This is a genomic window from Streptomyces sp. NPDC001914 (assembly GCF_042891215.1).
In the GTDB taxonomy this organism is placed as follows: Bacteria; Actinomycetota; Actinomycetes; order Streptomycetales; family Streptomycetaceae; genus Streptomyces.
This window is the reverse complement of record NZ_JBIASW010000009.1, coordinates 309,699-335,675: the sequence shown is the minus strand read 5'-3', so window position 1 is coordinate 335,675 and position 25,977 is coordinate 309,699. Positions and strand designations below refer to the sequence as shown.

The following is a 25,977-nucleotide window of genomic DNA, read 5'->3' as shown; positions in this document are numbered from 1 at the left end:
CATGGACAAGGACAGGGAACAGCTCACGGACAGGGAACAGCGCGCGGACACGGACAAGCGCGCGGACAGGGAACAGCTCACGGACAGGGAACAGCTCACGGGCACGGATACGGATACGGACACTGAGACGCAGCCGCACGTCGGCTGCGCCATCGACGCGGGCGGCCGGATCACCTTCGACCTGCCGCCCGGGTCGCCCGACGAGCACCAGTTGCTGCTGCGCCTGCGCCCGAAGAAGGGACAGCCCGAAAAGACCGTCCACGTCCTCGACTTCGAGACCGCGGGTGATCGCCGGTGCGCCGTTCTCGACGCGCGACCGGTCCTCGTGGAAGGCCGCTGGGACGTGTACCTGCTCAGGGAACCGGGAGCCGAGCGGCAGCGTCCGCGCGCCGGTCTGCGCGATCTTCGGGCACTCGTCGACGGACACCGTCGCCGTCGGCAGTCCCCGCTCGCCGTCCGGATCCCCTACGTCACCAAGGACGGCCATCTCGCGGTGCGCGCCTGGCTGCGCACCGCCCACGCGGAGGCCGAACGCGTCGATGTCACCGGTCGTTCGATCACGGTCAGCGCATCCCTGCACGGTGCCTCGCTCCACGAGGGAGCGGTCGTGAGCCTGCGTCTGCGGGGTACCGGCCCCGTCGCTCACACCGTGGAGCCGCTGACCGAGGACGACGGACGCACCTTCTCCTTCACCGTCGACTACGCGGAGCTGGCTGCCGGGACGCCGTCCGGGGCGGGCGTCTGGGACGTCTCCGTCCGTCCCTCGGCCGACGCGCCCGCGGTACGCGTCGGCCGGCTGCTCGACGACCTGGCGGACCGCAAGGCGATCGTCGTCTACCCGACGGCCGAGGCCGGTGGTGCCGCCCTGCGCCCGTACTACACCGTCGACAACGACCTCTCGGTCGAGGTGAGCGCGACGTCATGACCTGTATGGCGCACCGCGGCCTTCCTCCCGGGTGACCCCGGTGGCGGGCCCCCGCGATCGCTGATGTCTGTACGAAGGGAGAGCAGGCAGAAAGCGGGAGACCATGGAGCGGAAGCACAAGCGCCTCGCGACACGGCGGGCCGCCGGGGTGGCCGGGGTGGTGTTCGCGATCCTGATGGCCGCGGCGATCACGCTGGTGCGCCTCGCCCTGCCCGGCGGCGGGGACGACGTCACTCTCGACAGCGGGCAGCGGAGCGGCCTCCGGGCGGCCCTGGAACTGGTGCCGTTCGCCGGGATCGCGTTCCTGTGGTTCATGGGCGCCCTCCGCGAGCAGTCGGGCCGGGCCGAGGACCGGTTCGTCGCGACCGTGTTCCTCGGCAGCGGCGTGGTCTTCGTCGCCACCCTGTTCGGCGCCGCCGCCGCGGCCGGGACCGTGCTCGGCGACGGCCGGGAGGACTCGACCTTCGGCAGCCACTTCGCGTACGCCCTGCTGACGACGTACTCCATGCGCATGGCGGCGGTGTTCGCCATCGCGACCTCGACCATCGGCCGCCGCCTCGGCGCCCTCCCGCGCCCGCTCGTCGTCGTCGGCTACCTGGCGGGACTGACCCTGCTCGTGGCGGGTTCGGGCGTGCCCTGGTCCGAGATGGTGTTCCCCGCCTGGGCTCTGCTCCTCAGCCTGAACATCCTCTGGGGCCGGCCTCCCGCCCCGGCCCGGCCGGCGGCACCGGCCTGACCCGACGGGGCGGGTCTGCCCGCCCCGACCTCACCCGGCCGTACCGCCCGCCCGGCCGTACCGCCCGCCCGGCCGTACCGCCCGCCCGGCCGTACCGCCTGCCCGGCCGCACCGCTCACTCGAACGGTCTTCTCCTCGTCGCGGCTTCCCCCACCGCCACCGACAGTGGTCGCAGAGGGTTGAGAGGGCCATTGGAGAGGACCGATCCCGTGGTAAGGATTGCCGTCGATCTGAACCGGTGTCAGGGGTACGCGCAGTGCGCGTTCCTCGCCCCCGAGATCTTCGCGATGCACGGTCAGGAAGCGCTGCTGTACGACCCGGACGCCGACGACGCCCACCGCGAGAAGCTGGCGCAGGCCGCCGCGGCCTGCCCGGTCCAGGCCGTGCTCGTCGACGCCGTCGAACCCGGCCCGGTGGAACCCGGTGGGGCCGGACCCGACGGCACGCGCCGCGCCGCGGACGCCTCGGCCGAGGCGGTGTCCGGTGTCCGGTGACGGAACCCTGGAACGGCTCAGGCGTGACGGCCGCATCGTCGTCGTCGGGGCCTCGCTGGCCGGTCTGCGGGCGGCCGAGACCCTGCGGGAGAAGGGCTTCGCCGGGTCCCTGACCATGATCGGCGACGAGCCCTGCGAACCGTACGACCGGCCCCCGCTGTCCAAGCAGGTGCTGCTCGGCAGGGCGAGCGCCGACCGGACCGCGCTGCCCAGGCTCCGGGCCGTCGACGCGACCTGGCGGCTCGGCACCCCGGCCACCGGCCTGGACATGGCCGCCCGGCGGGTGCGGCTGGCCGACGGCGACGAGGTGCCGTACGACCGGCTGCTGATCGCCACCGGCACCCGGGCGCGACCGTGGCCGCACGAGGAAGAGGCGGAGCTCGACGGCGTCTTCGTGCTGCGTGGCCGGGACGACAGTGCCGCGCTCGCTCGGCGGCTGGAGGAGGGCCCCCAGCGGGTCCTGGTCGTCGGGGCCGGATTCACCGGTTCGGAGATCGCCTCCGCCTGCCGCGAACGCGGCCTGCCCGTCACCGTCACCGAGCGCGGCGCCGCGCCCCTGGTCGGCGCGCTCGGCGGGGTGGTCGGAGCGGTCGCCGCCGAGATGCACCGCGAGCACGGGGTGGACCTGCGCTGCGGGGTCATGGTGACCCGCCTGGAGGGCGACGCCTCGGGAAGGGTGCGCGCCGCGCATCTGTCCGACGGCTCCACCGTCGAGGCCGACGTGGTGATCGTCTCGCTCGGCGCGCTCCGCAACACCGAATGGCTCGCCGGGTCCGGACTCGGCGCCGGTCCCCGCGGCATCGCCTGCGACGCCGGCTGCCGCGCCTTCGACATCCGCGGGATCGTCACCGACGACATCTACGCCGCCGGCGACGTGGCCCGCAGCCCGCACGCCCTGTTCGGCTACCAGTTCCTCTCCCTTGAGCACTGGGGCAACGCCGTCTCCCAGGCCCGGATCGCGGCGCACAACATGCTGAGCGAGAGCGTCGACCGGCTGCCCCACATGGAGGTTCCGGCGTTCTGGTCCTCGCAGTTCGGCATCAACATCAAGTCCGTCGGCATCCCGTCGATGGGCACGGAGATCCTCATCTCCCAGGGCTCCCTGGCGGATCACCGGTTCCTCGGCGTCTACGGGTACCAGGGGCGTGTCATCGGCGCCGTCGCCTTCGACCACGGGCGATGGCTGCCGTTCTACCAGGAGCTGATCGAGGCCACCGCGCCCTTCCCGCCGCCGTTCGCCACGGTCGACCGGCGCCCGGACGGACAGCGGCCGCTCGACGCGGACTTCCCCGACCCCTCGGTCCCCTCCCACGGCCCCACCGTGACCCTCAGCGGATACTCGCCGGCCGACCGCCGGATGACGTTCACCCCGGCGCACTGACCGTACGGCCACGAGGACTCTAGGACTCGCCATGACGCAATCCCTGCTGCACCAGATCCTGGACTACGCCAACCGGGCCGACCCGTACCCCATCTACAAGGAGCTGCGGAAGACGCCCGTCCACCACGAGGCCGACGGGCCCTATGTGGTCAGTACGTACTACGAGATCCGCAGCCTGCTGCACGATCCCCGGATCAGCTCCGACGCCCGCAACCTCGCCTCGAACGCCGCCGATCCGCTGGCCTCCGAGGCGCCCCCGCAGGAGACCACCCTCCCGCCGGCCTTCCTGCGGCTCGACCCGCCGGAGCACGACCGGCTGCGGCGCATGACGAACCGTCCCTTCGGCCCGCCGCACTCCCCTCACCGGGTCGACGGGATGCGCGGCGAACTCCGCGACATCGTCACCGGCCTCATCGACGGCATCGGCGACCCCGAACGCATCGACCTGGTCGAGCAGTTCTCGTACCCCTTCCCGGTGACCGTGATCTGCCGGCTGCTCGGGATTCCGCGCGAGGACGAGGCACGCTTCCACGTCTGGGCGGACACCCTGGCGGCGAGCCTGGACCCCGACCCGGACGCCGATCCCGCCAAGCGGGGCGAGGGGGCGCAGGACGCCCGGATGCAGTTGGGCATGTACCTCGCCGGGCTGATCGAGGAGCGCCGCAAGAACCCCGGGGAGGACATGCTCTCCCAACTGGCCACCGCCGAGGGGGAGGACGGCCCGATGAGCACCATGGAACTGCTCAGCACCGCGGCGCTGCTGCTGATCGCGGGGCACGAGACCACGGTCAACCTGATCACCAACGGGATGCTGACCCTGCTGCGCAACCCCGGAGTACTCCAGCGGCTGCGCGCCGATCCGCGGCTGGCGGTGCCCATCGTCGAGGAACTGCTGCGCTTCGAGCCGCCGGTGCAACTGGTGCCGCAGCGCACCGCCTTGGCGGACATCGAGGTCCGCGGGGTCACCATCCCCAAGGGTGCTCCCATCTGGCTGGTCCTGGCGTCGGGCAACCGCGACCCCCAGCGCTTCGAGGACCCGGACCGGTTCGACCCGGACCGCAAGGACATCCAGCATCTCGGCCTGGGCAGCGGCATCCACAGCTGCTTCGGCGCCCCGCTGGCCCGCCTGGAGACCCAGTTCGCCCTGTCGGAACTGGCCCGGAGGCTGGAGAACCCGCGTCTGCTGGAGGAGGTGCCCCCGTACCGCCAGAACGCCGTACTGCGCGGCCCCCGCCACCTCCCCATCACCTGCGACGGAATCCGCCCCTAGGTCGTGCAGGCGCGGCCTTGCGGACACGCTTTGGCGCACAGCCTGCGACCGGTCGCCCGAACGACGCCTCGGATCAGGACACTTGCCCACTGCCCGCGCCGATCCGGCGCAGCAGCTCCGGCAGGGCGGTGCCGATGGGTTCGCGAATCACCTCGTCCGCGATGTCGTCGTACGGGGTCGGCTCCGCGTTGACCACGACGAGCCGGGCCCCGTGGTCGGCGGCCACCCCCGCGAGGCCCGCCGCCGGGTGGACCTGCAGACTGCTGCCGACCGCGATGAACACCTGGCAGGCCTTGGCGATGGCGGCGGCCTCGCCGAGCACCACGGGATCGAGGCGTTCACCGAACATGACGGTCGCCGGCTTGAGGATCCCGCCGCACGCCGGGCAGTCCGGGTCGTCCTCGCCGGCGTCGACCCGGGCGAGAGCGTCCTCCATGGGAGTCCTCGCGTCGCATCCCGTGCACACCACCGCCCTTGCGGTGCCGTGCAGTTCGAGCACCTTGCGGGCGGGCATGCCGGCGAGCTGGTGCAGGCCGTCGACGTTCTGGGTGAGGACCCGCACGGGCACCCCGGCCCGCTCCAGCTCGGCCACGGCCCGGTGAGCGGCATTGGGCTGTGCATGGAGCGCACCGGCATCCCGCCGCATCAGCCACGCCCGTCGCCTGATCTCCGGATCACCCATGTAGTACTCGTACGTCACCAGCTTCTCGGCCTCGGGATCCCGCCGCCACAGCCCGTTGGGCCCGCGGTAGTCGGAGATGCCGGAGTCGGTCGAGATGCCTGCCCCACTGAGGATGGCGACGAGTGGCCTGTTCATGAACACGAAGGTACGGCGCCCACCTGCCCGGAGCGACCGGATATCCGTGTACGAGCCCGCGGCCGCCTCTACCGCTTCGCCGAGATCGACGCCCACCAGTCCACTGCGTCGCCATCCGTGACGTCACCCCATCCCTCCACGTGATCCACGCCTTGGCCGAGCCCCCGGGCCGGTCCGGGCGACAGCCGAATCGGTTCTCCCTCACTCGTTCGAGCGGAGCGAAAGTGCTCCTGCCCGCTAGGCTGAGGCGTGGGACAGAATCGCGCCCATGGGAGCAGCCATGACCACCCCAGCCGCTGAGCAGCCACTCATTCCTCAGCCGCCTGCAACGGTCGCCACGCTACGGCAGGCCATCAGTCAGATCGCGCCTGCCTCGCTCCCCGCCTTCACACGGGAGCTGGACCAGGCGGCCGACCAGTCCCGGCAGGGCTCCGATCTTGCCCCTCTCCGGCGATTCGTCGTCCAATGGGCCGTCTATGTCCACATCCAACGCCAGCCCGCCTTGGCAGCGGATTTCCGCCGCTGGGAGAACACCGCCGAAGCGGGCGACGCCGCGCAGGCGCGACAGGCCGCCGCCGAGATCGGACGGCTTCTCGATGAAGCCCACGCGGCCGTCGGTCTCCCGACCCGGTGAGTTCGGACTGGCACTGGGAGTACGACCCTGACCACGACCAAGAGCCGGCTTGACATGGGTCATCAAGCGGCGCTCGCAGACCGCTTCCGGCGAGGGGGCCTCGGGTCAGCGGTCGTTCCGGTGGGGTCGGGAGGGTGGTCAGCGTGGGGGCTGGTTCGGTCGTCGGGTGTGTGGGGGAGGCATGCGGAACAGGCTGCCCAGTCTGCGTAGCGCCTCGGTGTCGCCCGTTGTCGACGCGGCACCGGTTTCGATCGCCTCGGCCCAGGTGAGGCCCTGGCCGGTCAGGCCGAGGAACGCGTCGGTGCTGGTCGTGACGGTCGCGTCCGGGTGCTGGGCCGGGCCGTGCAGCGCCTCGATCGTCCCGTCGTCGATCCTGGCGTGGAAGATCTCGTCGTCGATGCGGAACTCGTACACCGCGCGCAGTCCCGTGGCGGCCTCCGGGTCGAAGCAGGCCCGCAGGCCGAGCACGGCCCAGCCCGGGTGGAACGTCTCGGTCGGGCGCGGTTCGCCCATCGCCCACTTCAGTCCCCACCGGGCCAACTCCAGGATCGCGGGACCGAGTTCCTCACCGGCTTCGGTGAGGGCGTAGGCGGCGGTCCGGGCGGGCGGGGGAAGGGTGATCTTCTGGGCCAGGCCCTCGCGCTCCAGATGTTTCAGGCGCGCGGCCAGCAGTCCGGTGCCGAGGCCGCGCAGGCTGGCCTGCAGTTCGCCGAACCGCTTGGGCCCGGTCAGCAGTTCGCGGATCAGAAGCAGCGTCCAGCGCTCGCCGACGAGGTCGAGGGTGCGCGCGGTCGCGCAGTACTGGTTGTACGTTCGCTGTTCCACTTCATCACTCTAGACTCGGCGCTTCCCGTTCTTGAACGAAGCGGTCTCCATGAGCATCCGGGCGAGCGGCCCGGGCCGGGTGAGCATCACGTCGTGCGGGCCGTCCAGCGCCCGGGTCCGGTACCCGACGGCCTCACCGAACCGGTCGAACGGGTAGGTCCCCGGCCTGCAGTGGACGGCCGTCCCGGGGACCCTGTCGACGGCCCCGGTCAGGCGGGTGACTTCGGTGAACGTACGCAGCGGCTGGGGGAGCAGGCGCGCGGCGAGCCAGGCCGCGTCGTCGGCGTCGGTGATGCCGAACGCCTGCGGAGGTGGGGGCGGGACCCGCCGTCCGTTCCCGGACGTCTCGGTCCTCGCGCGGATCGCGTCGGCGAAGGCGTCGGGGGCCAGGGTGAACATGCCGGAGCCGTCGGGCCCGGCCCATCCGTCCACGAGGACGACGTGGCCGACGGCGTCGGGCCGCGCGTCGGCCGCCTCCCGTACGACCAGACCCGCGTAACTGTGTCCGACCAGTACGAGTTCGCTCTCGTGCTGAACGGAGTCGATGGCGGCGACGACCGTCCTGGCGTCGTCGTGGAGCCCGCGATCGCCGACCGCGCCCAGGTCCGGGGTGAGCGTGCGCGCCCCGGCGGCGTGCAGCGGCGGAACGATCCGGTCCCAGGCCCACGGGCCGTGCCAGGCGCCGTGGACGAGAACGAACGTGGTCATCGGTGACGCTCCTCGCGCAGCAGGGGCAGGACCCGGTCGGCGAACTCCTCCAGGCCGGCGTCCTGATCATCGGTGGCCAGGCGGATCACGAGGTGGCGGGCGCCGGCCGTGACGTAGCCGGTCAGCCAGTCGGCGGCCTGGCGGGCGGTACCGGCGAACAGGGCCTGGATCCCGGCGATGACGTCGAACGGCGCGTTGTAGTAGCGCTCGACGCTCGTCCGCAGGCGTCGGCGTGCCTTCTCCGGGTTTTGGTCCAGGCAGAGCGTCGCGTACAGGGCGGGGGTGACCGGGCGGGACACGGCCGCCTGCTCGATGACCTGATGTTCCTGCGCGTACGTCGTCCACTCGGGCGGATAGGGGAGCCAGCCGTCGGCGAGGCGGGCCGCGCGCCGCAGCGCCGGTACGCCGCTTCCGGCCAGCCAGATGGGCGGGCCCGAGGGGCGGGCCGGCGAGGGCGCGATCCGCACGTCCTCGAAGGCGAAGTGCTCGCCCCGCCAGGACACCGTGTCCCCCGACCAGAGCTTCCGCATGACCTCGATCGACTCCGCCATGCGGCCGGCGCGGCGTGCGAACCCGATGCCGATCGACGCGAACTGGGCCCGGGTCGCCGGGTTGGGGAACCCGCCGCCCATGCCCGCGATCAGCCGCCCCTCCGACAGCCGGTCGAGGGTGGCGAGTTGGTGGGCCAGCAGGATCGGATGGCGCAGCGCCGGCAGGAGTACCGCCGTGCCGAGCGTGACCCGTTCGGTGGCCTGGGCCACGGCGCCCAACAGCAGCAGTGGATCCGCGCGCGGCCTGGTCACGGGACTGTCGCCCGCCCAGACCGAGTCCAGCCCCAGCTCCTCCGCCCGCCGTGCCTGGACGACGAGCCGCCTCAAGTCGTGCTCTCCCAGAACGGACTGATCACGTGTCGGCAGCAGGTAGCCGACCTTCAGCTTCGGCATCTTCCCTCCCGGTCGTCGCGGGTTCCCGACCCTAGTGGTTGACTTCTTGTTTTTGAAGTGCCAAGTTCGAACTACGGTAGCGACTGAAGGAGTTCAGGATGTCCAAGGCGGTTTACACGGCGCAGGCTCGCGTCACCGGGGGCAGGGACGGCCGTGGGAGCACGTCCGACGGAAGGCTCGATCTGGATCTGCGGATGCCCAAGGAACTGGGCGGGGACGGCGAGGGCGCCAACCCCGAGCAGCTCTTCGCGATCGGGTACGCCGCCTGTTTCGGTACGACGCTCGCCCTGGTCGGGCAGCGAGGCGAGCTCAAGGCGGACGACGCGGAGATCGACTCGTGGGTCTCGCTGATCCCGGTCGACGGCGGCCGCTTCAAGCTCGGCGTCGAGCTGCGGATCTCGCTTCCCTCGCTCGCCGGGGAGCAGGCGGTCGAACTGGCGAGGACGGCCCATCAGATCTGCCCGTACTCCAACGCCACGCGCGACAACATCGACGTGACGCTGGTGGTCAACGGCACACGGCTGTGACACCGGCCCCGCTTCTCCTGGCCGGATGGTTGCGCATCCCCCTTGCGAGCTAAAGGAGTTGTCCATGTGGGGGTGACTCGCGCAACGAACCCGGTCCTCGCCCGACCGAACCGAAGCTGGTGGCGGCGACGCAGGTGACCTCGCGCGGCACTGCAGGGCCCACGGCCGCGGTCGGCCGGCCTGAACACCGGTGGGGGCAACGGTCAAGGATCAGGTGCCGGCGTCGGGTCCCGGCGCCTGGGACCTCCAACTGATCCCGGGGTGCCGTGACCAGTGCTGTAACGAAGGGGACAAGATCGCACACGCGCCGCGGTGCCCCTGTCTACCCTGCCTGACATGGGCGGGATCGATGTGGCCAACGGAGTCGTCGGCGCTGTGCTCGGGATGCTGTTCGCGGTGCTGTTCCAGCAACCCTTACAGAACACCTGGTACAGGCTCCAATCCCGCTCGACGCGTGCGGTACGCGGCCTGAGACAGCGGGAGGAGTCCAGTCCCGCGTGGAGAACCTTCTCCCTGGGCCCGCTGCACACCTCCGCCCTGATCGTCGAAGGGGACGGCGAATCCGCCATTCCCGCCGAAGCCGTCTACATCCAAGTGCTCGACCAGCCCATCGAATTGCCTTCGGACATGGTCGGCTGGCGGGCGGAAATCGAAGCGGAGAGCACCCGTTTACGAGCAGAAGGCCGGACACCGTTGTGGAACGGCCCTCGCTACGCGGTCGAGTCGTTCGACGTGTCGCGGACCGCACTCGACGAGCAGCCCGAAGTCCACCTGCGTCTGCGCCCGACGGACTACTACACCTTTCTCGCGGCTCAACAACTCGACCGTCGGCTGGCCGACGGAACAAGTCCCCGTTCGCGCTACCTCGACCCTGACGATCCGCTGGCGGCGCCCGCGTTCCTGCAATGCAGTTTCGCCGTCAACGTCGCGGTGGTGACCGCCGACGACATGCTGGTCGTCAGCCAACGCAGTGACCGGGTCCGCATGGCACCTGGTGTCTGGAACTCCTCGGTCAACGAGGGCATGTCTCGGCACATCGACTCGTCCGGCAGGAGTGCCCCGGACCTGTATGCGGTCGCCCGGCGCGGGATGCGCGAGGAACTGTCCCTCGAACCGATCGACTATTCCCTTGAGTTGCTCGCCTTTGTGCTGGACATCGAGAAGCGCCACTGGAGTGCCCACTTCTACGCCAGGCTGAACGACCTGAACCGGGAGAATCTGCAGGAACGCATGAGCAGAGGAGTGTCGGATCGCTGGGAGCATCAGACCATCGACTACATACCCTTCCGGCCCGCGACCGTGGTCAAGTACATGCTTCGCCCCGACCGGATTCACCGATGGGCTCCGCTCGCGCCGGCATTGTTCCATCTGTCACTGGTGCATGTGTTCAGCCGGGCATCGGTCGAAAGAGCGAGGGCGCAAGCCGTTCGGCACGCATAAATTCGGCACACATAAGTCGGCACACATAAGTCGGCACACATAAGTCGGCACACATAAGAGGGAGCAGTCGCCGGGCTGTCGCTCTGCTCGGCGTTGCCGGTGAAGCCGGATGCCGCTGTTCCCTGTCGTCCGTCCGCCGCGCCTCCCGGTTGTTCGGCGCCCCCCATGATCAGGTGCCTCCGCCCGGCCCCGGGCGACCTCGGCCTCCCCGGGCCACGGCCTACGGAGAGTCGCGGACCCGGAGTGGGAGGAGGAACATCGGAGGCACGGAGACAGAGTGGTGGTTATGGGGACGCCGTCGATGCATTTCAGCGAGAGTCCGGAGGATCCGTTCGCCCTCGGGCATGCCGCTTCGGCCGTGCTCGACGAGCACGGCACCGTGGTCGGCTGGAGCGTACGTGCGCAGGAAGTGCTGGGCTACCCGGCCAAGGAAGTGATCGGGCGGGCGTGGCGGGACCTCCTGGTCGACGTCCGTGACCTCCCGGTCGCGCGCGCCGTCGTCGTGGACGCCATGAGGTCGGGGGGCTGGTTCGGCGTCCTGCGCGTCCGGCACCACGACGGACGGCGCATGGAGATGGGTTTCCGGGCCCGCGCGATCACCCGCGACGGAGATCGCCAGGAGTGGTTCCTGGTCGGTGCCCCCGCCGCGGAAGTCATCGCCTGGCAGCGGGACCGCGCGCTGCTGGACGGCCTGTACCACCGGTCCCCGATCGGTCTGGCCATCCACGGCCCGGACAGGAAGGTCGTCCGGATCAACCGCGCGATCCAGAAGGCGAGCGGCATCACGGCCGAGATGCCGGTGGGCCGCCGTTCCGGTGAGTTCCTGGTCGACGAGGACGCGGGCCCGGCCGAGGAGCGGGTGCGCCACGTCCTGGAGACCGGCGAGCCGTTGATCTTCACGGAGCAGTCGGCCCGTACACGCCTCGCTCCCGGCCAGGAGCGGATGGTGTCCGTCTCCGCGTTCCGGATGGAGGACTCCGAGGGTCAGGTCCTCGGCGTGGCGGAGACGATCGAGGACGTGACCCAGCGTTACCGTGCCCGCCGCAGGCTCACCCTGCTGAACGAGGCGAGCGCCCGGATCGGAACCTCGCTGGACGTGACGCAGACGGCCCGGGAACTCGCGGAGGTGGCCGCCCCCGGCCTGGCCGACTACTGCTCGGTGGACCTCCTGAGGCCGGTGACACTGGGTGACGAACTGCCCCCGGACATGGCAGGTGCGCTCCTGCGCGTGGCCTTTTCGCCCCCGGAACCCCAGGTCCCGTTCCAGGAGGGGGACGTGGTCCCGCTCCTACCGGATTCTCCGCAGGCGCGGTGCCTGGCCGAGCGTCGCCCCGTTCTCGAACGGCTGCTCTCCCTCCGCCCCGAGTGGTACGCCATGGACCGGCGGCGGATCGAGGTCGCCTCCGGCCTCGGCGTGCATTCCCTGATCGCGGTGCCGCTGATGGCACGCGGCCAGATCCTGGGCGTGGTGAGCCTGTGGCGCGTACGCCATTCGGAGCCTTTCGAGGACGACGACGCCGCGGTGGCCCATGAGTTCTCCTCACGCGCTGCCGTCTGCATCGACAACGCGCGCCGCTTCACCCAGCAGCAGAGCGCCGCTCTGACGCTCCAGCGCAGTCTGCTGCCGGGCACGATGTCGGACCTGCCGGCCGTAGAGGTGGCCTGCCGGTACCTCCCGGCCAGCGGTGAACCGGGCATCGGCGGTGACTGGTTCGACGTGATCCCGTTGTCGGGGGCCCGGGTCGCCCTCGTCGTGGGCGACGTGGTCGGCCACGGAATCCACGCCGCGGCCTCGATGGGGCGGCTGCGCGCCGCCGTGCGCACCCTGGCCAGCCTCGACCTGGAACCGGACGAGGTGGTGGCCCGGCTGGACGATCTGGTCAGTCTGCTGGCCGCCGAGCTGGAGACGAACGCCCAGGGCAATCAGGCGGCGATCGAGCAGGTGGTCGGCGCGACCTGCGTGTACGCGGTCTACGATCCGGTCTCCCGGCAGTGCTCCCTGGCGCGCGCCGGTCACCCGGCACCCCTGATGTCCACGCCGGACGGCCAGGTGACCGTGCTCGACCTGCCCGCGGGCCCACCGCTCGGCCTGGGCGGACTGCCGTTCGAGATGTACCACCTCGACCTCCCGGAGGGCAGCCTGCTCACGCTCTACACCGACGGCCTCCTGGAGGCGCGCGACGGCGACATCGACGCCGCGCTGGAGAAGCTGCACGCATGTCTCGCCCACAGCGCCGACCCCCTGGAGCGCACCTGCGACGGAGTGGTCGAAGCGCTGCTGCCCACGGACCGCCGCCCCATCGACGACATCGCGCTGCTCATGGCCCGTACCAGGGTGCTGCCGCCGGAGAACGTCGCCGTATGGCACCTGCCGCTGGAGGCGACCGCCGCGGCCCGCGCCAGGGAGCTGACCACGGCCCAACTGGCCGAATGGGGCCTGTCGGAGCTGAGCTTCACCACCGAGCTGGTCGCCAGTGAGCTCGTCACCAACGCCTACCGGTACGCGGACGGCCCCGTCACCCTGCGTCTCATCCGTGCCCAGTGCCTGATCTGCGAGGTGTCCGACACCAGCCACACCTCCCCCCACCTGCGAAGGGCCCTCAGCACGGACGAGGGCGGACGCGGGCTCTTCCTGGTCGCGCAGCTCACGGAACGATGGGGCACCCGCTACACCCACGAGGGCAAGACGGTCTGGACGGAGCAGCCGCTGCCCACCGCCTGACCGCGGCCGTCGAGCAGGCCGCGGTCGCCGGCCTCGTGCGGTGTGTGTCAGGAGCCCGACATGGTGTCACCGAACATCGGGTCCTGGCCCGACGCGCCGATGCCCACCGACCCCGAGCCGAAGCTCACCGCCCCGGTGGTCGTGACACCGCCGGTGGAGCCGCGCAGGACCCAGACGGAGCCGTCGTCGCTGTTCTCGCCGCCCGCGCCCACCGACAGGTCGGCGCGGCCGTCCTTGTTGTGGTCGGCGAGGTGGAGGGCGTCGCCGAACATGTCCGACTGCTCGTTGGAGCCCGGTACTCCGGCGGTGCCCTGGTTGAAGGACTGCGCGCCGGTCCCCGTCAGGCCGGAGGCGCCGCCGCGCAGCACCCAGACGCTGCCGGCGCCGTCCGTCGAGCCGATGGACTCGTTGTCCGCGCCGACCGCGAGGTCCGGGTAGCCGTCGCCGTTGACGTCGCCCGCCGCGAGCGAGGCGCCGAACCAGTCGTTGGACTCGTCCGACCCCGGCACCCCGGCCGTGTCCTGGCTGAAGACGGCGCTGCGCGTGGTGTCGACGCCGGCCGTGCCGCCGTAGAAGACGGTGGCGTAGCCGCCCCTGGCGGGCGCCGAGATGCCGACGAAGTCGGTGCCGACGACCAGGTCGTCGTGCCCGTCGTGGTCGAAGTCGGCGACGGCGAACGCGCTCGTGTATCCCGGGCCCGCCTCGGTCTGGAGCGTGAGTCCGGTCGAGGCGCCCCGGTAGACGAAGTTGCCCGCGGCGGAACCCACCACCAGGTCGTCCGTGCCGTCGTTCGCGAAGTCCCCGGCGGCCAGTTGCACGGCGCCGTCGGGGTACGCGCCCGAATCGATCGCGGCGTCCAGGCGCAGCTTGCCGGCCGCGCCGCCGGCCTTCGTGAAGCCGCCCTTGAAGATCCACACGTCCTTGCCGGTGGAGCCGACCGCCAGATCGGCCTTGCCGTCGCCGGTGAAGTCGCCGACCGCGAGGGACTGGCCGAACCGGTCGTGGCCCGAGGCGTTCGGGTCGCCGATCGTCGTGCCGCCCGACAGTCCGGACGCGCCGCCCCACAGGATCGTGACCGAGCCGCCGTCGACGTCGCCGCCGACGTCCTCCAGCGGTGTGCCGACGACGAGATCGCCGTAGCCGTCGCGGTTGAGGTCGCCGTGCGCGAGTTCGGTGCCGAAGCGGTCGGAGGTCTCGGAGGTGCCCGGCACGCCGGAGGAACTCTGCGACGTGGTCTTGTGACGGGCGGCGCTGATCCCGCTCGCCGAGCCGTAGTTGACCACCACGGCCCCCGCCTTCGCCGTCCCGTTGGCGACGGCGCCCGGGGCGCCGGTCGCCAGGTCGCGGTAGCCGTCACCGTTGAAGTCGTCGGCGAGCCCCGACGGCGCGGCACTCGCGGAGTCGGGCAGGGTGACGAGCAGACCGCCGGCCAGGGCGGCCGCGACGACGGTGGCGCCGAGAACGACGGAACGCGGGGAGCGCTTGTGGTGCGACCGGGACATGGGTTCCTCTCCGTGACGTACGTACGGTTCGGAGACTCCCGATGATCTCGAAAGGTTGTACGGGGAGCGGGGGTTGGGCCGACGGAGTGGGGATCGCGCGTCCACCCGGAGGGTTTTCGGGGTCCGGCGGGCGGGCCGCGCGGGAACGGCGGAGGCCGTGGGTACGCTCGCGCCCCGGCGGCAGCGTCCGGGCGGTCACGACACGGCCGGGACACCGGCCGTCGCGGTGGCCGTCACGCCGCCGTCCCGAGGCCGGCGCGCACGGCCTGTCCACGGCGGCCGCAGGGCCACCCCGTGGCGGTCGTACGGCAGTTCACGGCGGCATCCCTGCGAGCGGACACAGGAGAAGATCCATCACCGAGCCGAAGTCCGAGGAGAACGGGCCCACTCCGGGGGAGTCCGCCGGGGCCGAGTCCCCGCCGGGCAACCAGCCCACGGAGGCCGAGCAGCTCAGGAACATGCTGGTCCAGCCCGCCTACCGGCGGGCGCTGGTGTTCTGCGCCGTGATCGGCGTCCCGGTCTCGCTCGCCGCGTTCTGGTTCCTGGTGCTCCTCCACGAGCTGGAACACCTGATGTGGGAGCAGTGGCCGCACGACCTCGGGTGGTCGGATCCGCCGTGGTGGTGGCCGCTTCCCCCGATGCTGCTGGCAGGGGTGCTGGTGGGCCTGATCGTGCTGTGGTTCCCGGGAAGGGGCGGACACATCCCGGCCTCGGGCCTGCACGCCGGCGGGGCGTCGACATCCGCTCTGCCGGGCGTGGCGCTCGCCGCGCTGGCCAGCCTTCCGCTGGGAGCCGTGCTCGGCCCCGAGTCGCCGCTGATCGCCCTCGGCGGAGGCCTGGCGCTGCTCTTCCGGGATCTCGTACGGGCGCCCGCGACCCCGGCGAGCACGGCGCTGCTCGGGGCGGCGGGCGCCGCGGCGGCCATCTCGGCGATCTTCGGCAGCCCGCTGGTCGCCGCCGTGCTGCTGATGGAGGTCGCCGGTGTCGGCGGGCCGCAGCTGTTCGCGGTGATGCTGCCCGCGCTGCTGGCCAGCGGGGTCGGCGCCATCGTGTTCACCGGGTTCGGCAGCTGGACCGGACTGCAGACCGGCAGCCTCAGGGTCGGGATCCCCGCGCCCTCGACCCTGGACACCGGGGACGTGGTCTGGTCGGTGCTCATGGCGCTGGTCATCGGCTTCGGTGTCCACTGGATCATCGTGGGAGGCCGGTACGCGGCCCGTGCCGTGTCCGCCCACACCCTGCGGACCACGGTGCTGTGCGCGCTCGGCGCCGGCGGTTGCGCGGCGCTCTACGCGGCTCTCACCGGGCGTTCGCCGGCGGAGGTGGCGCTGTCCGGCCAGAGCACCCTCTCCGAGCTCGCCGCCCATCCGCACGCGTGGTCGGTCGGCAGCCTGGTGGCCGTCGTGCTGCTCAAGTCCGTGGCGTACGCGCTGTGTCTGGGCACCCTGAGGGGCGGCCCGGTGTTTCCGGCGCTGTTCCTCGGCGGCGCGACGGGCGCCCTGCTGGCACCGCTCCCGGGGTTCGGTGTGGCGCCGGCGATGGCGGCGGGCATGGCCGCCGCGTCCGCCGCCGCGCTCAGGCTGCCGGTGAGCTGTGTCGTGCTGGTCGTGCTCCTCGTGGGCAACTCGGGAACGGTGCCGGTGATCGTGCTCGCCGCCGTGGTGTCCTTCGTGACCGTGGAACTGCTTCCGCAGGGCCCGGACATCCCGCCGTTCAGGGCCGCAGCGCGTCGAGCGCCTCGTCCAGCGTCGTCGCGGCCATGATGAGGGACAGATGGGTGAAGGCCTGCGGGAAGTTGCCCAGTTGCTCCCCGCTCGGGCCGATCTCCTCGGCGAACAGGCCGACATGGTTGGCGTACGTCTGCATCTTCTCGAAGGTGTAGCGGGCCTGCGGGAGCCGTCCCGCGCGGGCGAGCGCGTCGACGTACAGGAACGTGCAGAGGCTGAACGTCCCCTCGGAGCCGCGCAGTCCGTCGGGGGAGGCCTCGGGGTCGTAGCGGTAGACGAGGCTGTCGGAGACGAGCACGCGCTCCATCGCGTCCAGGGTGCGCAGCCAGCCGGGGCTCCGCGCGAAGACGAAACCGACGCGGGGCGCCAGCAGCAGGGAGGCGTCCAGGACGTCACCGCCGTAGTGCTGGACCATCGCCTGGTGCTTGTCGTCCCAGCCGCGCGCCATGACCTGTTCGAAGATGTCGTCCCGCGCCTTCGTCCACAGGGCGGTGTCGGCCGGTCTGCTGAACTCCACGGCCAGCTTCAGGCCCCGGTCGAAGGCGGCCCAGCACATGACGCGGCTGTAGGTGAAGTCCTTGCGCCCGCCGCGGGTCTCCCAGATGCCCTCGTCGGGGCGGTCCCAGGAGACCGCGAGCCAGTCGAGGATGCCGCTGAGCGCCTTCCAGCCGTGGTAGCCGCCCTGTTCGCCCATCGTGCGGCCCTCGGCGAGCGCGTACAGGGCCTCGCCGTAGATGTCGAGCTGCAACTGGCCCGCGGCTCCGTTCCCGGCGCGTACCGGGTACGACCCCCGGTAGCCCTCGAAGTGCTCCAGGATCTCCTCCGTCAGATGCGGGTCGCCGTCGACCCGGTACATGATCTGCAGGGGTTCGTCGTCCGGCCCCTCGCGCTCCTGGAGGCGCTCGCCCAGCCAGCGGGTGAAGTGGGTGGCCTCCTCCACGAAGCCGAGGTCGAGCAGCGCCCGGACCGACAGCGAGCCGTCCCGCACCCACGTGTACCGGTAGTCCCAGTTGCGCTCCCCGCCGATCTGCTCGGGCAGCCCCATGGTGGCGGCGGCGACCGGCGCTCCGGTCGGGGCGTACGTCAGGAGCTTGAGGGTGATCGCGGAGCGGTGGACCATCTCCGTCCAGCGGCCCCGGTAGTTCGAGGTGCGGACCCACTTCTGCCAGAAGTCGACGTTGCTCCACAGGTCCTCGGTGAGCCCGTCGATGGTGGGCGGCGGCGGGGCCTCGCCGCCGGGCGCGCACACCGTGAACACGGCGGCGGCCCTCTCGCCGTTCCGCAGGGTGATGCCGCCCCGGACGTCCTCGCCGTCGCGTTCGAGCGGGATGTTGCCCTGGAGGTGCGCGGTCGCCACCGGGGATCTGAACACCGCCGCACGGGAGTCGAGTTCGAGTTCGTGGCGGGCCCGCGCGTAGTCGAACCGCGGCCGGCACTCCAGACCGAAGTGCACGGTGCCGCGCACCGAGCGGACGATGCGCACCAGAGTGTGCCGGTCGGTCGGCGTCGGCCCCGGGAGGACCGGCATGTGGTCGATGATCTCGCCGACGCCGTCCGGGGACATGAACCGGGTCACCACGACGGCGGTGTCCGGGTAGTAGAGCTGCTTCCAGGTCCCTTCCGGATGGTCGGGCGCGAGGCGGAAGAATCCGCCGCCGTCGTGGTCGAGGAGCGAGGCGAAGACGCTGGGGGAGTCGAAGCGCGGGGCCGCGAACCAGTCGACCACGCCCCGGGACGACACGAGGGCCGCGGTCTGCAGGTCACCGACCAGACCGTGGTCGGCGATGGGCGGGTAGCGATCCATGCGGGTCTCCTTCGGGCCGGGAAGGCCGGGCCGGGCAGGCGCGGCGGGGCCGGGCGCGGCGGGGCCGGGCGCGGCAGGGCCCAGGGGCCCGTGCCGCGGGGTGTCCGTCAGGCCGATTCGGCCTTGACGCGCCCCGAGCGGACGGCGTCGACGAGTGCCCGGTGGTCCTTCTCGTTCTGGTCCGCGTACGCCTCGGCGAACGGGACGAGCGCGCGGTCGAAGACGTCGCCCCCGCCCAGATAGGAGGCGATGGCGATCCGGTCGCCCGACCTCGCGTGCGCGCGGGCCAGCGTGGCACCGCACAGCTCGCCGAAGGCCCGCATGCCCGCCGGCACCATCAGTTCGGGTTCGGCGATGCCCTTCCAGTCCCGCAACTGCCGTACGTAGAAGTCGCGTCGGCGGCCGTCGATGCCGTCGGCCCGCTCCCAGCCCAGGAAGATGTCGCTGGTGGCCTGCATGAGGCGCTGGCCCGCGACCACACGCTCGCCCTGGGTCCGGTACTCGCTCGCCCCGGCGAAGGGGGCCAGCACCGACTCGTCCGCCTCCTTGGCCTGCAGCAGCAACGGGTCCGAGTCGTCCCGGCCGAGCAGCAGGATGATCCAGCAGCGGGTGCCCACGCTGCCGACCCCGACCACCTTGCGCGCCGCGTCGGCGTACCGGTACTGATCCAGCAGGAACCGCCGGTCCGAGGGCAGGCTCCGGCCGTAGCTCCCGATCAGCCGGCGGAGCTGCTTCTCCAGCCCGCCGCGTTGGAGGTCGGTGAGCAGGTCGTGCAGCGGTACGACGAGCGGGGGATCGGCGGCGATCAGGGCTTGGCCGTCGACCACGTGCGTGAGCTTGTTGAACGCCTGGAGACTGTCACGGCTGCGCGCCTTGTCGGTCGTCTTCTTCCAGCGGGCGCGGCCCTGCGAACCCAGCTCCCCGGCGATGTGGGTCCGTACCCAGTCCTCGTCGAAGTGCGTGTACCAGACGGGGAGATTGCCGAGCCCGGCGAAGCGTCTCATCCACTCGCGGTACGACCTGACCGTCGTACGGACGATGTCGGCGCGTTCCTTGCCGCTGTAGCCGTTCGCCCGGCCCGCGATGACGAGGCTGGCGGACAGTCGTTTGACGTCCCACTCCCAGGGGCCGGGCAGCGTCTCGTCGAAGTCGTTGATGTCGAACATCATGCGGCGCTCCGGCGAGGCCAGCAGCCTGAAGTTCAACATGTGCGCGTCACCGCACAGTTGCGCCCTGATCCCGGAACGGGGCGTGCCGGCGAGGTCCGCGGCCATGATGGCGGCGGCCCCGCGGTAGAAGCGGAACGGTGACTCGGTCATCCTGCCGTAGCGGATCGGTACGAGCTCGGGCACCCGGGTGGCGGACTGCGCCTCCACGATGTCCACGGGGTCGGCCCGCTTCGGCGAAGGGGTGTAGTCGGCGTGGCTGGAGCGCGGTACGGCGGACCGGGCGGCCTTGCCGAGGGCGGCTCGCTCCGCCGGGGTGTGGTGCGCGTGACGGCCGCCGGCCGGGTGCTTGGGGGTCATGGGGGACGCTCCGCGATGTGGTCGCCGACGCGGCTGGCGCCGGTGAGGGCGCGCGGCGGTCGATGCCGCCGGCCACCGTCCTCGGATCGTGGTGCGGGCCCGCCCGTGGAGAGGCGTCCGGCCCGGATCACCAAGGTAGTCCTGGGCGATATGTCCGGCGAGTCGAGTCGAGTCGAGTCGAGTCGGTCGGGCGAGCCGGGGCGGCGCGGCGAAGACCGTCCCCGGGGTGGTGGCCCCTGCGACCGGCCGGCCGCGCAGGGGAACGGCGCCGAACGACCGTACGGGGAGGGTGGCGCCAAGCGTTGATGTGCCAGGGGCGTGCCGGGGGCGTTCCTGGCGGGGCAGCGGATTTGTGGACGTCCGTGGGGGAGGTGACGATTGGGGCATGCGCGAAACCGCGGCGCTCGGCCGCGCGGGACCAGGCGGGGGCGGCGATGGTCCTTGACCTGCTTCTCATCGCCCTGGCGATCGCCCTGGACCCCCTGCCGGTCACCGGATTCGTCCTGGTGCTCTCCGCGGACAGGGGCATCTGGAAGGGACTCGCCTTCATCCTGACCTGGCTGGCCTCCTTCGTCGCGATCATCGCCGCCGTCCTGCTCATGACCGGCGGCGAGCCGCCGGCGCCCAAGTCCGCGCCGTCCACGGCCGCGCTGGCCGTGAAACTGGCCATCGGCGTCGGACTCGTCCTCTACGCGGAACGCAGACGGCGCAACCGCGGCAAGCGGCCCAAGTCCTCCGGCTTCATGTCCCGGATCGAGCACATCTCCCCCTGGACGGCGGCAGGCCTGGCACTGCTCCTCCAGCCGTGGGGAATGATCGCGGCCGGGGCCTCCACCGTCGTGGACGCGAACCTCAACCACGCCGCGTCGTACGCGGCCCTGATGGGCTATGTGCTGCTGGCCAGTTCCAGCATCCTGACGATGGAGCTCTACGCGACCTTCGCCCCACGGACGGCCCACATCCGGCTCGGGAGGCTGCGCGCCTGGATGGAGGGGCACCAGGACCAGGCGCTGGTGTCGCTGTGCCTGTTCCTGGGGCTGTGGCTGGTCGGCAAGAGCATCTACCAGCTCACCGCGTGAACGGTTCGGCACGATCCGGCGGGAAGCCGAAATGCGGCGGCATCCGACCGGTGCTGCAATGGCATGGACCAGGGGCAGGGGAAAACCATGACCACGCAGGGGTGAAGCCGTGAGCGAAGATGAATTCGTCGAGATGGGACCGATCGACTATATCGTCGTGGAGTTTCCCGGTAACCGGATGACCGGCGAGGGACTTCCGATCCTGGTCGATCTGGTCGACCGCGGCATCATTCGGATTCTCGACCTTCTGTTCGTGAGAAAGGACGAGGACGGTTCCGTGGTCGGCATGGAGGTCGCCGATTTCGACGGCGACGGAGCGCTCGACCTCGCCGTCTTCGAGGGCGTGTCCTCCGGCCTGCTCGGCGAGGACGACATCGAGGAGGCCGGGAAGGCGCTGGAGCCCGGCAACTCCGCCGGAATCCTGGTCTACGAGAACCTGTGGGCGGCGCCCTTCGCCGCCGCGCTGCGACGCGGCGGCGCCCAGATGGTGGCCTCCGGGCGCATCCCGGTGCCGGCCGTGCTGGCCGCCCTCGAAGAGACGGACGCCTGACTCCGGAGAACCGGCATCCGTGTGACGCGGGGGCGGCGGCTCTCGCGTCGGACAGTCCTCGGCGGCCCCGCACCTCGGTGCGGGGCCGCCGACGGCCGGAGATTCCGGGGAGGTCGCGGACGGCTACGCGGTACGGGCCGCGTCGCGGCCGGATCCGACGCACAGCGCCCAGATGACGAAGGCGTCGATGGCGATCAGCACGCTGGCCCACACGGGGGAGTACGGCAGCCACATGAAGTTGGCGACCATGGCCAGTCCCGCCAGCGTGATGCCGACGACCCGGGCCCACACCATCCCGCGGAACAGGGCGACACCGGCGAGGACGACCAGGACGCCGAGGGTGAGGTGGATCCAGCCCCAGCTCGTGAGGTTGAAGGTGTAGACGTAGTTGCCGGTGGTGACGAACACGTCGTCCTGGGCGATGGCGGCGATGCCCTGGAATATCGCCATCGCACCCCCGAAGATCATCATGACTCCGGCGAAGGCCGTCCAGCCGGACACCCATGCGCCCGAACCGCTGGAGGTGGTTCCCTCCCGGTGCATTCCCGTCGTAGCCATTGCGAGCTCCTCCCGCGTAGACCTCGCCACCGGCCGGGCGACGGTCGGCGGCCCACATTTCAGCTTGCCATGGGAATGACAGACCGGCAGATCGTCGAAAAACTGCGCTCCTGCGCCGTCGAAACCGCGCTCCCGCACTCGAAAACCGTGGTCCTGAGCCGTCGAAAACCGCGCCCTGGGCGAGATCGAGGTGCGGGGGAACGGGTTCGGTGCTCGAATGGTTGTGCCCGGTGCGCCGAGACGGATTCGGCGCGCGCGAGGGGTCGGAAACCCGGGACCGAAACCGGGTCCGAAACCCTGCCGGGCCAGTTCCGTATGCCGCGTGCCGGAAAGGAATCCACCGTGCCAGGTCTCCTTCGCGGGGTCGCCCGCACCGCCGTGGTGGCCGGTACGGCCACCGCCGTCTCGAACCGCGTCTCACGTCGTCAGCAGGGACGATGGGCGCAGCAGGAAGCACAGCAGCAGTACCAGTACCAGGAGCAGCAGGCTCCGCCGCCGCCCCCGCCCGCCGCCCCGGCCGACGAGATGACCGGCAAGATCGATCAGCTCAAGCAACTGGGGGACCTCAAGGCCCAGGGCGTGCTCACCGAGGCCGAGTTCGAGGCGCAGAAGGCCCGGATCCTCGGCTGACCCGCAAGACGCCCGGTCGAGGTCTCTCGTCGAGGTCCCTGACGAACCCCGGCCAGGAGCCCCGACCGGGACCGCTTTCGCGGACACCGGCCCGGCGGCCGGGGGCCGAGCCCCCGGCCGCCGCGGTGTGCGCGGCCCCTGACGGCCCCCGGTGAGCGTTGCCGGCCCGCTCGGGTGCCGGCCCGCGCGGGCGCCGTCTTCGTTCGTCGTGGTGGCCCTCGTCAGCCCACGCGGTGACCGTTCTCCAGTTCCGCCGTGCCCGAGCCGTCCGCCAGGACGTCGAGCGCGGCGAGCACGCGGCGGCCCGTGGCGCCCGCCAGATGGGCCGTCAGTTCCCCGCGCGGCACCAGCCGCCAGGACAGCAGCTCCTCCTCCTGGAGCCGGATCGACTTGAGGTCCCGGTCGTCCAGCACCCCGCCGTCGTACAGATAGGCCACGAGCGGCGGGCGCTCCGGCCCCAGGATCCAGTCGACCGCCAGAAGCCGTCCGAGCTCGACGTCGAGCCCGATCTCCTCGGCCGTCTCGCGGCGCGCCCCCTGCCGGGGGCTCTCGCCGTCGTCCGACTCCACGGTCCCGCCCGGGAGCGTCCAGCCCTCGCGGTAGTTCGGCTCGACGAGCAGCACCCGCCCGTCGGCGTCGCGGAAGAGGGCGGCGGCCCCGAGGAGGACGCGGGGCAGCCCGGCGATATATGCGGCATAGTCCGAAGTGCTCACCCCGGAAGGGTAACGAGAAGACCCCCGCTCAGACCTCGACCAGCGCGACCGTCCGTGACGCGAGCTCGCTGATCCGTACCCCGTCGAAGCCGAACACCGCGCTGCGGACGGTGTCCTCCAGCGGGTCCTTCCACTGCGGGGGAATCGCCCGCGCCCCGCACAGGACACCCGCGACGGAGCCCGCCGTCGCGCCGTTCGAGTCGGTGTCCAGGCCGCCGCGGACCGTCAGCGCGATGGTGCTGGTGAAGTCGCCGTCGCCGTACAGCAGCCCCGCGGTCAGCACGGCCGCGTTCGGGACCGTGTGGATCCAGCCCATCCCCGCGTTCTCCTCGGACACGGTGGTGAGGGTGTCCTCCCAGGACATCCGCGTCTCGTGGAGCGCGAGCACCCGGCGCACGGTGCGGGACAGGCGGCTGCTCGCGGGGACCACGGTCAGCGCCGTCTCCAGCGCGTCCCGGACACAGGGCGTGGTGAAGGCCGCGGAGATCAGCGCCGCCGCCCACATCGCCCCGTACACCCCGTTGCCGGTGTGGGACAGGACGGCGTCACGGCGGGCCAGGGAGGCCGCGCGCAGCGGCATCCCCGGGGACGTCCAGCCGTAGACGTCGGCGCGGATCAGCGCGCCGATCCATTCCTGGTACGGATTCTCGTACGTCGCCGTCACCGGTGGCTTCAGACCGTGGGCGAGGTTGCGGTAGGCGGCGCGCTCCGCCGTGAACGTCTGGAGATACGGAAGCCGCGTCAGCCACAGGTCGCCGACCTGCTCGGTGCTGAACGAGAAGCCGTGCGTCTCCAGCAGGTCGAGTCCGAGGATTGCGTAGTCCACGTCGTCGTCGCGGCAGCTGCCGTGGATGCGGCCGCGCACGCACTCGCGCCACTCGGGCCGCAGCTCGAACTCGCCCGCCGCGCCGTCGTCGGCGGGCCCGGGGAGATAGTCGGTCAGCGGCAGGGCCGCGGCCTGCCGCAGATAGCGGTCGATCCGGTCCCGCGTCCAGTGGTCGCCCTGCTCGACCGGCTTGCCGAGCATGTTGCCCGCGATCCGGCCGAGCCAGCCGCCGAGGACGCGGTCGGCGAGGTCGTTGCCCACAGGGGTCATGGCTCCGGTCTACCCAATTCCGGGCGGTCCCGCAGGCTGGGCAGGGGCATGACGGCAAGGGTCCGGTCCGGTTATGGTCGCAGCGGCGCGACTGCCTTGACGTGTGCAAGGCCCGGAAGCAAGGGGAATGCAAGGTGGCGGACGCTGCTGTGGATCGGACCCCGCGTGTGCTCATCGCGGCGGACAAGTTCAAGGGATCGCTGACGGCCGTGCAGGTCGCGGAGCGGGTGACGGCCGGCCTGCGCCGGGCCGCCCCGCACGCCCGGGTCGAGTCGCTGCCCGTGGCCGACGGCGGCGACGGCACCGTCGACGCGGCGGTCGCGGCCGGGTTCGAGCGCCACGAGGTGCGCGTCGCCGGACCGCTGGGCGACGAGGTGACGGCCGCGTTCGCGCTGCGCGGGCGGACCGCGGTCGTGGAGATGGCCGAGGCCAGCGGGCTCCAGCGGCTGCCCAGGGGCGTCTTCGCGCCGCTCTCCTCCTCCACGTACGGCACGGGGGAACTGCTGCGCGCCGCGCTCGACGCGGGTGCCGGCACCGTCGTCTTCGGCGTGGGCGGCAGCGCGACGACGGACGGCGGGGCGGGCATGCTCTCCGCACTCGGCGCGCGCTTCCTCGACGCGGGGGGCGAGCCGGTGGCTCCCGGCGGCGCCGCGCTGGCCGACGTGCACAGCGCCGATCTGTCCGGCCTCGACGGCCGGCTCGCCGGGGTCGACCTCGTCCTCGCCAGCGACGTGGACAACCCGCTCACCGGTCCGAAGGGCGCGCCCGCCGTCTACGGCCCGCAGAAGGGCGCCGGTCCCGACGACGTGGCGGTGCTGGACGCCGCCCTCGCGCATTTCGCCGGCGTCCTGGAGAAGGAGCTAGGGCCGCGGGCGGCCGGGTACGCCACCGCGCCGGGCGCCGGTGCCGCGGGAGGGGTCGGGTACGGGGCTCTGGTCCTCGGCGCCCGCTTCCGGCCCGGCATCGAGGTGATGCTCGACGTCCTCGGCTTCGCGTCCGCGCTGGAGCGCGCCACGCTGGTGATCACCGGTGAGGGGTCGCTGGACGAACAGACCCTGCACGGCAAGGCGCCCGCCGGGGTCGCGGCGGCCGCCCGGGCGGGGGGCAAGGAGGTCGTCGCGGTCTGCGGCCGTCTCGCGCTCGCGCCCGAGGCGCTCGGCCGGGCCGGCATCCGGCGGGCCTACCCCCTGACCGAGGCCGAACCCGACCTGACCCGATGCCTCACCGAAGCCGGCCCGATCCTGGAGCGAGTGGCGGAGAACATCGGCCGGGACTTCTTGCTCTGAGCCCCGCCGGCCCGGCGCCGGGGGCCGGCGCCCGCTTGCCTGCGGGCTGGTGGGCGCTCGCTCCGGGGGCCTGCGGCCTCGCG

At 71.8% G+C, this 25,977-nt stretch carries 24 protein-coding genes; 14 read left to right on the top strand and 10 right to left on the bottom strand.

The genetic code is table 11. The annotated features are described in order from the left end of the window. Position 1 precedes the first annotated feature (1 nt). The 5 genes from ACFYYF_RS26155 (at position 2) to ACFYYF_RS26135 (ending at position 4,806) form a co-directional block, all read left to right on the top strand. Positions 2-925, top strand: coding sequence for a transferase (locus ACFYYF_RS26155; protein WP_388779969.1), 924 nt, complete (start codon positions 2-4; stop codon positions 923-925). 103 nt (positions 926-1,028) lie between these two features. Then, on the top strand, positions 1,029-1,661 hold the full coding sequence (locus ACFYYF_RS26150; RefSeq protein ID WP_388779770.1) for a hypothetical protein: 633 nt from the start codon (positions 1,029-1,031) through the stop codon (positions 1,659-1,661). A 209-nt stretch (positions 1,662-1,870) separates the two neighbouring features. Then, complete coding sequence (locus tag ACFYYF_RS26145; RefSeq protein ID WP_388779767.1) at positions 1,871-2,155, top strand: ferredoxin; 285 nt, start codon at positions 1,871-1,873, stop codon at positions 2,153-2,155. Continuing rightward, the gene (locus ACFYYF_RS26140) at positions 2,145-3,536 is read left to right on the top strand and encodes an NAD(P)/FAD-dependent oxidoreductase (protein ID WP_388779764.1); all 1,392 of its coding nucleotides are present in this window, start codon (positions 2,145-2,147) and stop codon (positions 3,534-3,536) included. Before ACFYYF_RS26145 ends, ACFYYF_RS26140 begins: the two co-directional genes overlap by 11 nt. Before the next feature lie 31 nt (positions 3,537-3,567). After that, complete coding sequence (locus ACFYYF_RS26135; RefSeq protein ID WP_388779762.1) at positions 3,568-4,806, top strand: cytochrome P450; 1,239 nt, start codon at positions 3,568-3,570, stop codon at positions 4,804-4,806. Positions 4,807-4,879: 73 nt separating this feature from the next. Here the strand turns inward: ACFYYF_RS26135 and ACFYYF_RS26130 are convergent, their stop codons facing one another. Continuing rightward, the gene (locus ACFYYF_RS26130) at positions 4,880-5,623 is read right to left on the bottom strand and encodes an NAD-dependent deacetylase (RefSeq protein WP_388779759.1); all 744 of its coding nucleotides are present in this window, start codon (positions 5,621-5,623) and stop codon (positions 4,880-4,882) included. Between the two features lie 280 nt (positions 5,624-5,903). On the opposite strand from ACFYYF_RS26130, the gene ACFYYF_RS26125 reads away from it, so the two are divergent. Further along, a complete protein-coding gene (locus tag ACFYYF_RS26125; protein ID WP_388779757.1) occupies positions 5,904-6,257 on the top strand; it encodes a hypothetical protein in 354 nt (117 codons plus the stop codon). A 138-nt stretch (positions 6,258-6,395) separates the two neighbouring features. On the opposite strand, the gene ACFYYF_RS26120 is transcribed toward ACFYYF_RS26125, so the two are convergent. From ACFYYF_RS26120 to ACFYYF_RS26110, 3 genes are read right to left on the bottom strand one after another with little or no spacing between them, the layout of a single operon-like run. After that, entirely contained in the window at positions 6,396-7,082 is a 687-nt protein-coding gene (locus ACFYYF_RS26120; RefSeq protein WP_388779754.1) for a winged helix-turn-helix transcriptional regulator, read from the bottom strand. Positions 7,083-7,091: 9 nt separating this feature from the next. Further along, positions 7,092-7,790: an alpha/beta fold hydrolase gene (locus ACFYYF_RS26115; RefSeq protein ID WP_388779752.1), complete on the bottom strand. Its 699-nt coding sequence runs from the start codon at positions 7,788-7,790 to the stop codon at positions 7,092-7,094. Beyond that, positions 7,787-8,734 (bottom strand): LLM class flavin-dependent oxidoreductase, encoded by a 948-nt coding sequence (locus ACFYYF_RS26110; RefSeq protein ID WP_388779750.1) that lies wholly within the window; start codon positions 8,732-8,734, stop codon positions 7,787-7,789. The genes ACFYYF_RS26115 and ACFYYF_RS26110 overlap by 4 nt, the downstream gene beginning before the upstream one ends. 98 nt (positions 8,735-8,832) lie before the next feature. Between ACFYYF_RS26110 and ACFYYF_RS26105 the strand changes: the two genes are divergently transcribed. The 3 genes from ACFYYF_RS26105 (at position 8,833) to ACFYYF_RS26095 (ending at position 13,423) form a co-directional block, all read left to right on the top strand. After that, a complete protein-coding gene (locus ACFYYF_RS26105) occupies positions 8,833-9,261 on the top strand; it encodes an organic hydroperoxide resistance protein (RefSeq protein WP_388779748.1) in 429 nt (142 codons plus the stop codon). A 336-nt stretch (positions 9,262-9,597) separates the two neighbouring features. Next, positions 9,598-10,701, top strand: a complete 1,104-nt coding sequence (locus ACFYYF_RS26100) for a hypothetical protein (RefSeq protein WP_388779747.1) — start codon at positions 9,598-9,600, stop codon at positions 10,699-10,701. Positions 10,702-11,002: 301 nt separating this feature from the next. Next, complete coding sequence (locus ACFYYF_RS26095; protein ID WP_388779745.1) at positions 11,003-13,423, top strand: SpoIIE family protein phosphatase; 2,421 nt, start codon at positions 11,003-11,005, stop codon at positions 13,421-13,423. A 47-nt stretch (positions 13,424-13,470) separates the two neighbouring features. On the opposite strand, the gene ACFYYF_RS26090 is transcribed toward ACFYYF_RS26095, so the two are convergent. Next, entirely contained in the window at positions 13,471-14,925 is a 1,455-nt protein-coding gene (locus ACFYYF_RS26090) for an FG-GAP and VCBS repeat-containing protein (protein WP_388779742.1), read from the bottom strand. Positions 14,926-15,383: 458 nt separating this feature from the next. Here ACFYYF_RS26090 and ACFYYF_RS26085 point away from each other — a divergent pair, with 458 nt between their 5' ends. After that, the gene (locus ACFYYF_RS26085; protein ID WP_361686562.1) at positions 15,384-16,688 is read left to right on the top strand and encodes a chloride channel protein; all 1,305 of its coding nucleotides are present in this window, start codon (positions 15,384-15,386) and stop codon (positions 16,686-16,688) included. Here ACFYYF_RS26085 and ACFYYF_RS26080 read toward each other — a convergent pair. Both ACFYYF_RS26080 and ACFYYF_RS26075 read right to left on the bottom strand, forming a co-directional pair. Then, positions 16,639-18,456, bottom strand: coding sequence for a glycoside hydrolase family 15 protein (locus ACFYYF_RS26080; RefSeq protein WP_388779740.1), 1,818 nt, complete (start codon positions 18,454-18,456; stop codon positions 16,639-16,641). The two genes, ACFYYF_RS26085 and ACFYYF_RS26080, sit on opposite strands and share 50 nt — an antisense overlap. A gap of 107 nt (positions 18,457-18,563) precedes the next feature. After that, positions 18,564-19,982, bottom strand: a complete 1,419-nt coding sequence (locus ACFYYF_RS26075) for a DUF2252 domain-containing protein (protein ID WP_388779737.1) — start codon at positions 19,980-19,982, stop codon at positions 18,564-18,566. Positions 19,983-20,416: 434 nt separating this feature from the next. Here ACFYYF_RS26075 and ACFYYF_RS26070 point away from each other — a divergent pair, with 434 nt between their 5' ends. Further along, a complete protein-coding gene (locus ACFYYF_RS26070) occupies positions 20,417-21,061 on the top strand; it encodes a GAP family protein (protein WP_388779967.1) in 645 nt (214 codons plus the stop codon). Positions 21,062-21,194: 133 nt separating this feature from the next. Then, a complete protein-coding gene (locus ACFYYF_RS26065; RefSeq protein WP_388779965.1) occupies positions 21,195-21,611 on the top strand; it encodes a DUF6325 family protein in 417 nt (138 codons plus the stop codon). 123 nt (positions 21,612-21,734) lie between these two features. Here ACFYYF_RS26065 and ACFYYF_RS26060 read toward each other — a convergent pair whose 3' ends face one another. After that, positions 21,735-22,169, bottom strand: coding sequence for a hypothetical protein (locus ACFYYF_RS26060; RefSeq protein WP_388779734.1), 435 nt, complete (start codon positions 22,167-22,169; stop codon positions 21,735-21,737). Positions 22,170-22,511: 342 nt separating this feature from the next. Between ACFYYF_RS26060 and ACFYYF_RS26055 the strand changes: the two genes are divergently transcribed. Then, entirely contained in the window at positions 22,512-22,799 is a 288-nt protein-coding gene (locus ACFYYF_RS26055; protein ID WP_361693806.1) for an SHOCT domain-containing protein, read from the top strand. 221 nt (positions 22,800-23,020) lie between these two features. On the opposite strand, the gene ACFYYF_RS26050 is transcribed toward ACFYYF_RS26055, so the two are convergent. Further along, a complete protein-coding gene (locus ACFYYF_RS26050) occupies positions 23,021-23,512 on the bottom strand; it encodes an NUDIX hydrolase (RefSeq protein WP_361693804.1) in 492 nt (163 codons plus the stop codon). A 28-nt stretch (positions 23,513-23,540) separates the two neighbouring features. Further along, positions 23,541-24,608: an ADP-ribosylglycohydrolase family protein gene (locus ACFYYF_RS26045; RefSeq protein WP_388779730.1), complete on the bottom strand. Its 1,068-nt coding sequence runs from the start codon at positions 24,606-24,608 to the stop codon at positions 23,541-23,543. 134 nt (positions 24,609-24,742) lie between these two features. Here ACFYYF_RS26045 and ACFYYF_RS26040 point away from each other — a divergent pair, with 134 nt between their 5' ends. Then, complete coding sequence (locus ACFYYF_RS26040; protein ID WP_388779727.1) at positions 24,743-25,894, top strand: glycerate kinase; 1,152 nt, start codon at positions 24,743-24,745, stop codon at positions 25,892-25,894. Positions 25,895-25,977: the final 83 nt, after the last annotated feature.

What these genes read in the sequence shown, in the direction of transcription:
- ACFYYF_RS26155 (WP_388779969.1), top strand. Translation starts at nt 2, where the DNA reads ATGGACAAGGACAGGGAACAGCTCACGGACAGGGAACAGCGCGCGGAC.
- ACFYYF_RS26150 (WP_388779770.1), top strand. Translation starts at nt 1,029, where the DNA reads ATGGAGCGGAAGCACAAGCGCCTCGCGACACGGCGGGCCGCCGGGGTG.
- ACFYYF_RS26135 (WP_388779762.1), top strand. Translation starts at nt 3,568, where the DNA reads ATGACGCAATCCCTGCTGCACCAGATCCTGGACTACGCCAACCGGGCC.
- ACFYYF_RS26130 (WP_388779759.1), bottom strand. Translation starts at nt 5,623, where the DNA reads ATGAACAGGCCACTCGTCGCCATCCTCAGTGGGGCAGGCATCTCGACC.
- ACFYYF_RS26125 (WP_388779757.1), top strand. Translation starts at nt 5,904, where the DNA reads ATGACCACCCCAGCCGCTGAGCAGCCACTCATTCCTCAGCCGCCTGCA.
- ACFYYF_RS26115 (WP_388779752.1), bottom strand. Translation starts at nt 7,790, where the DNA reads ATGACCACGTTCGTTCTCGTCCACGGCGCCTGGCACGGCCCGTGGGCC.
- ACFYYF_RS26110 (WP_388779750.1), bottom strand. Translation starts at nt 8,734, where the DNA reads ATGCCGAAGCTGAAGGTCGGCTACCTGCTGCCGACACGTGATCAGTCC.
- ACFYYF_RS26105 (WP_388779748.1), top strand. Translation starts at nt 8,833, where the DNA reads ATGTCCAAGGCGGTTTACACGGCGCAGGCTCGCGTCACCGGGGGCAGG.
- ACFYYF_RS26100 (WP_388779747.1), top strand. Translation starts at nt 9,598, where the DNA reads ATGGGCGGGATCGATGTGGCCAACGGAGTCGTCGGCGCTGTGCTCGGG.
- ACFYYF_RS26095 (WP_388779745.1), top strand. Translation starts at nt 11,003, where the DNA reads ATGCATTTCAGCGAGAGTCCGGAGGATCCGTTCGCCCTCGGGCATGCC.
- ACFYYF_RS26090 (WP_388779742.1), bottom strand. Translation starts at nt 14,925, where the DNA reads ATGTCCCGGTCGCACCACAAGCGCTCCCCGCGTTCCGTCGTTCTCGGC.
- ACFYYF_RS26085 (WP_361686562.1), top strand. Translation starts at nt 15,384, where the DNA reads ATGCTGGTCCAGCCCGCCTACCGGCGGGCGCTGGTGTTCTGCGCCGTG.
- ACFYYF_RS26080 (WP_388779740.1), bottom strand. Translation starts at nt 18,456, where the DNA reads ATGGATCGCTACCCGCCCATCGCCGACCACGGTCTGGTCGGTGACCTG.
- ACFYYF_RS26075 (WP_388779737.1), bottom strand. Translation starts at nt 19,982, where the DNA reads ATGACCCCCAAGCACCCGGCCGGCGGCCGTCACGCGCACCACACCCCG.
- ACFYYF_RS26070 (WP_388779967.1), top strand. Translation starts at nt 20,417, where the DNA reads ATGGTCCTTGACCTGCTTCTCATCGCCCTGGCGATCGCCCTGGACCCC.
- ACFYYF_RS26065 (WP_388779965.1), top strand. Translation starts at nt 21,195, where the DNA reads ATGGGACCGATCGACTATATCGTCGTGGAGTTTCCCGGTAACCGGATG.
- ACFYYF_RS26060 (WP_388779734.1), bottom strand. Translation starts at nt 22,169, where the DNA reads ATGGCTACGACGGGAATGCACCGGGAGGGAACCACCTCCAGCGGTTCG.
- ACFYYF_RS26045 (WP_388779730.1), bottom strand. Translation starts at nt 24,608, where the DNA reads ATGACCCCTGTGGGCAACGACCTCGCCGACCGCGTCCTCGGCGGCTGG.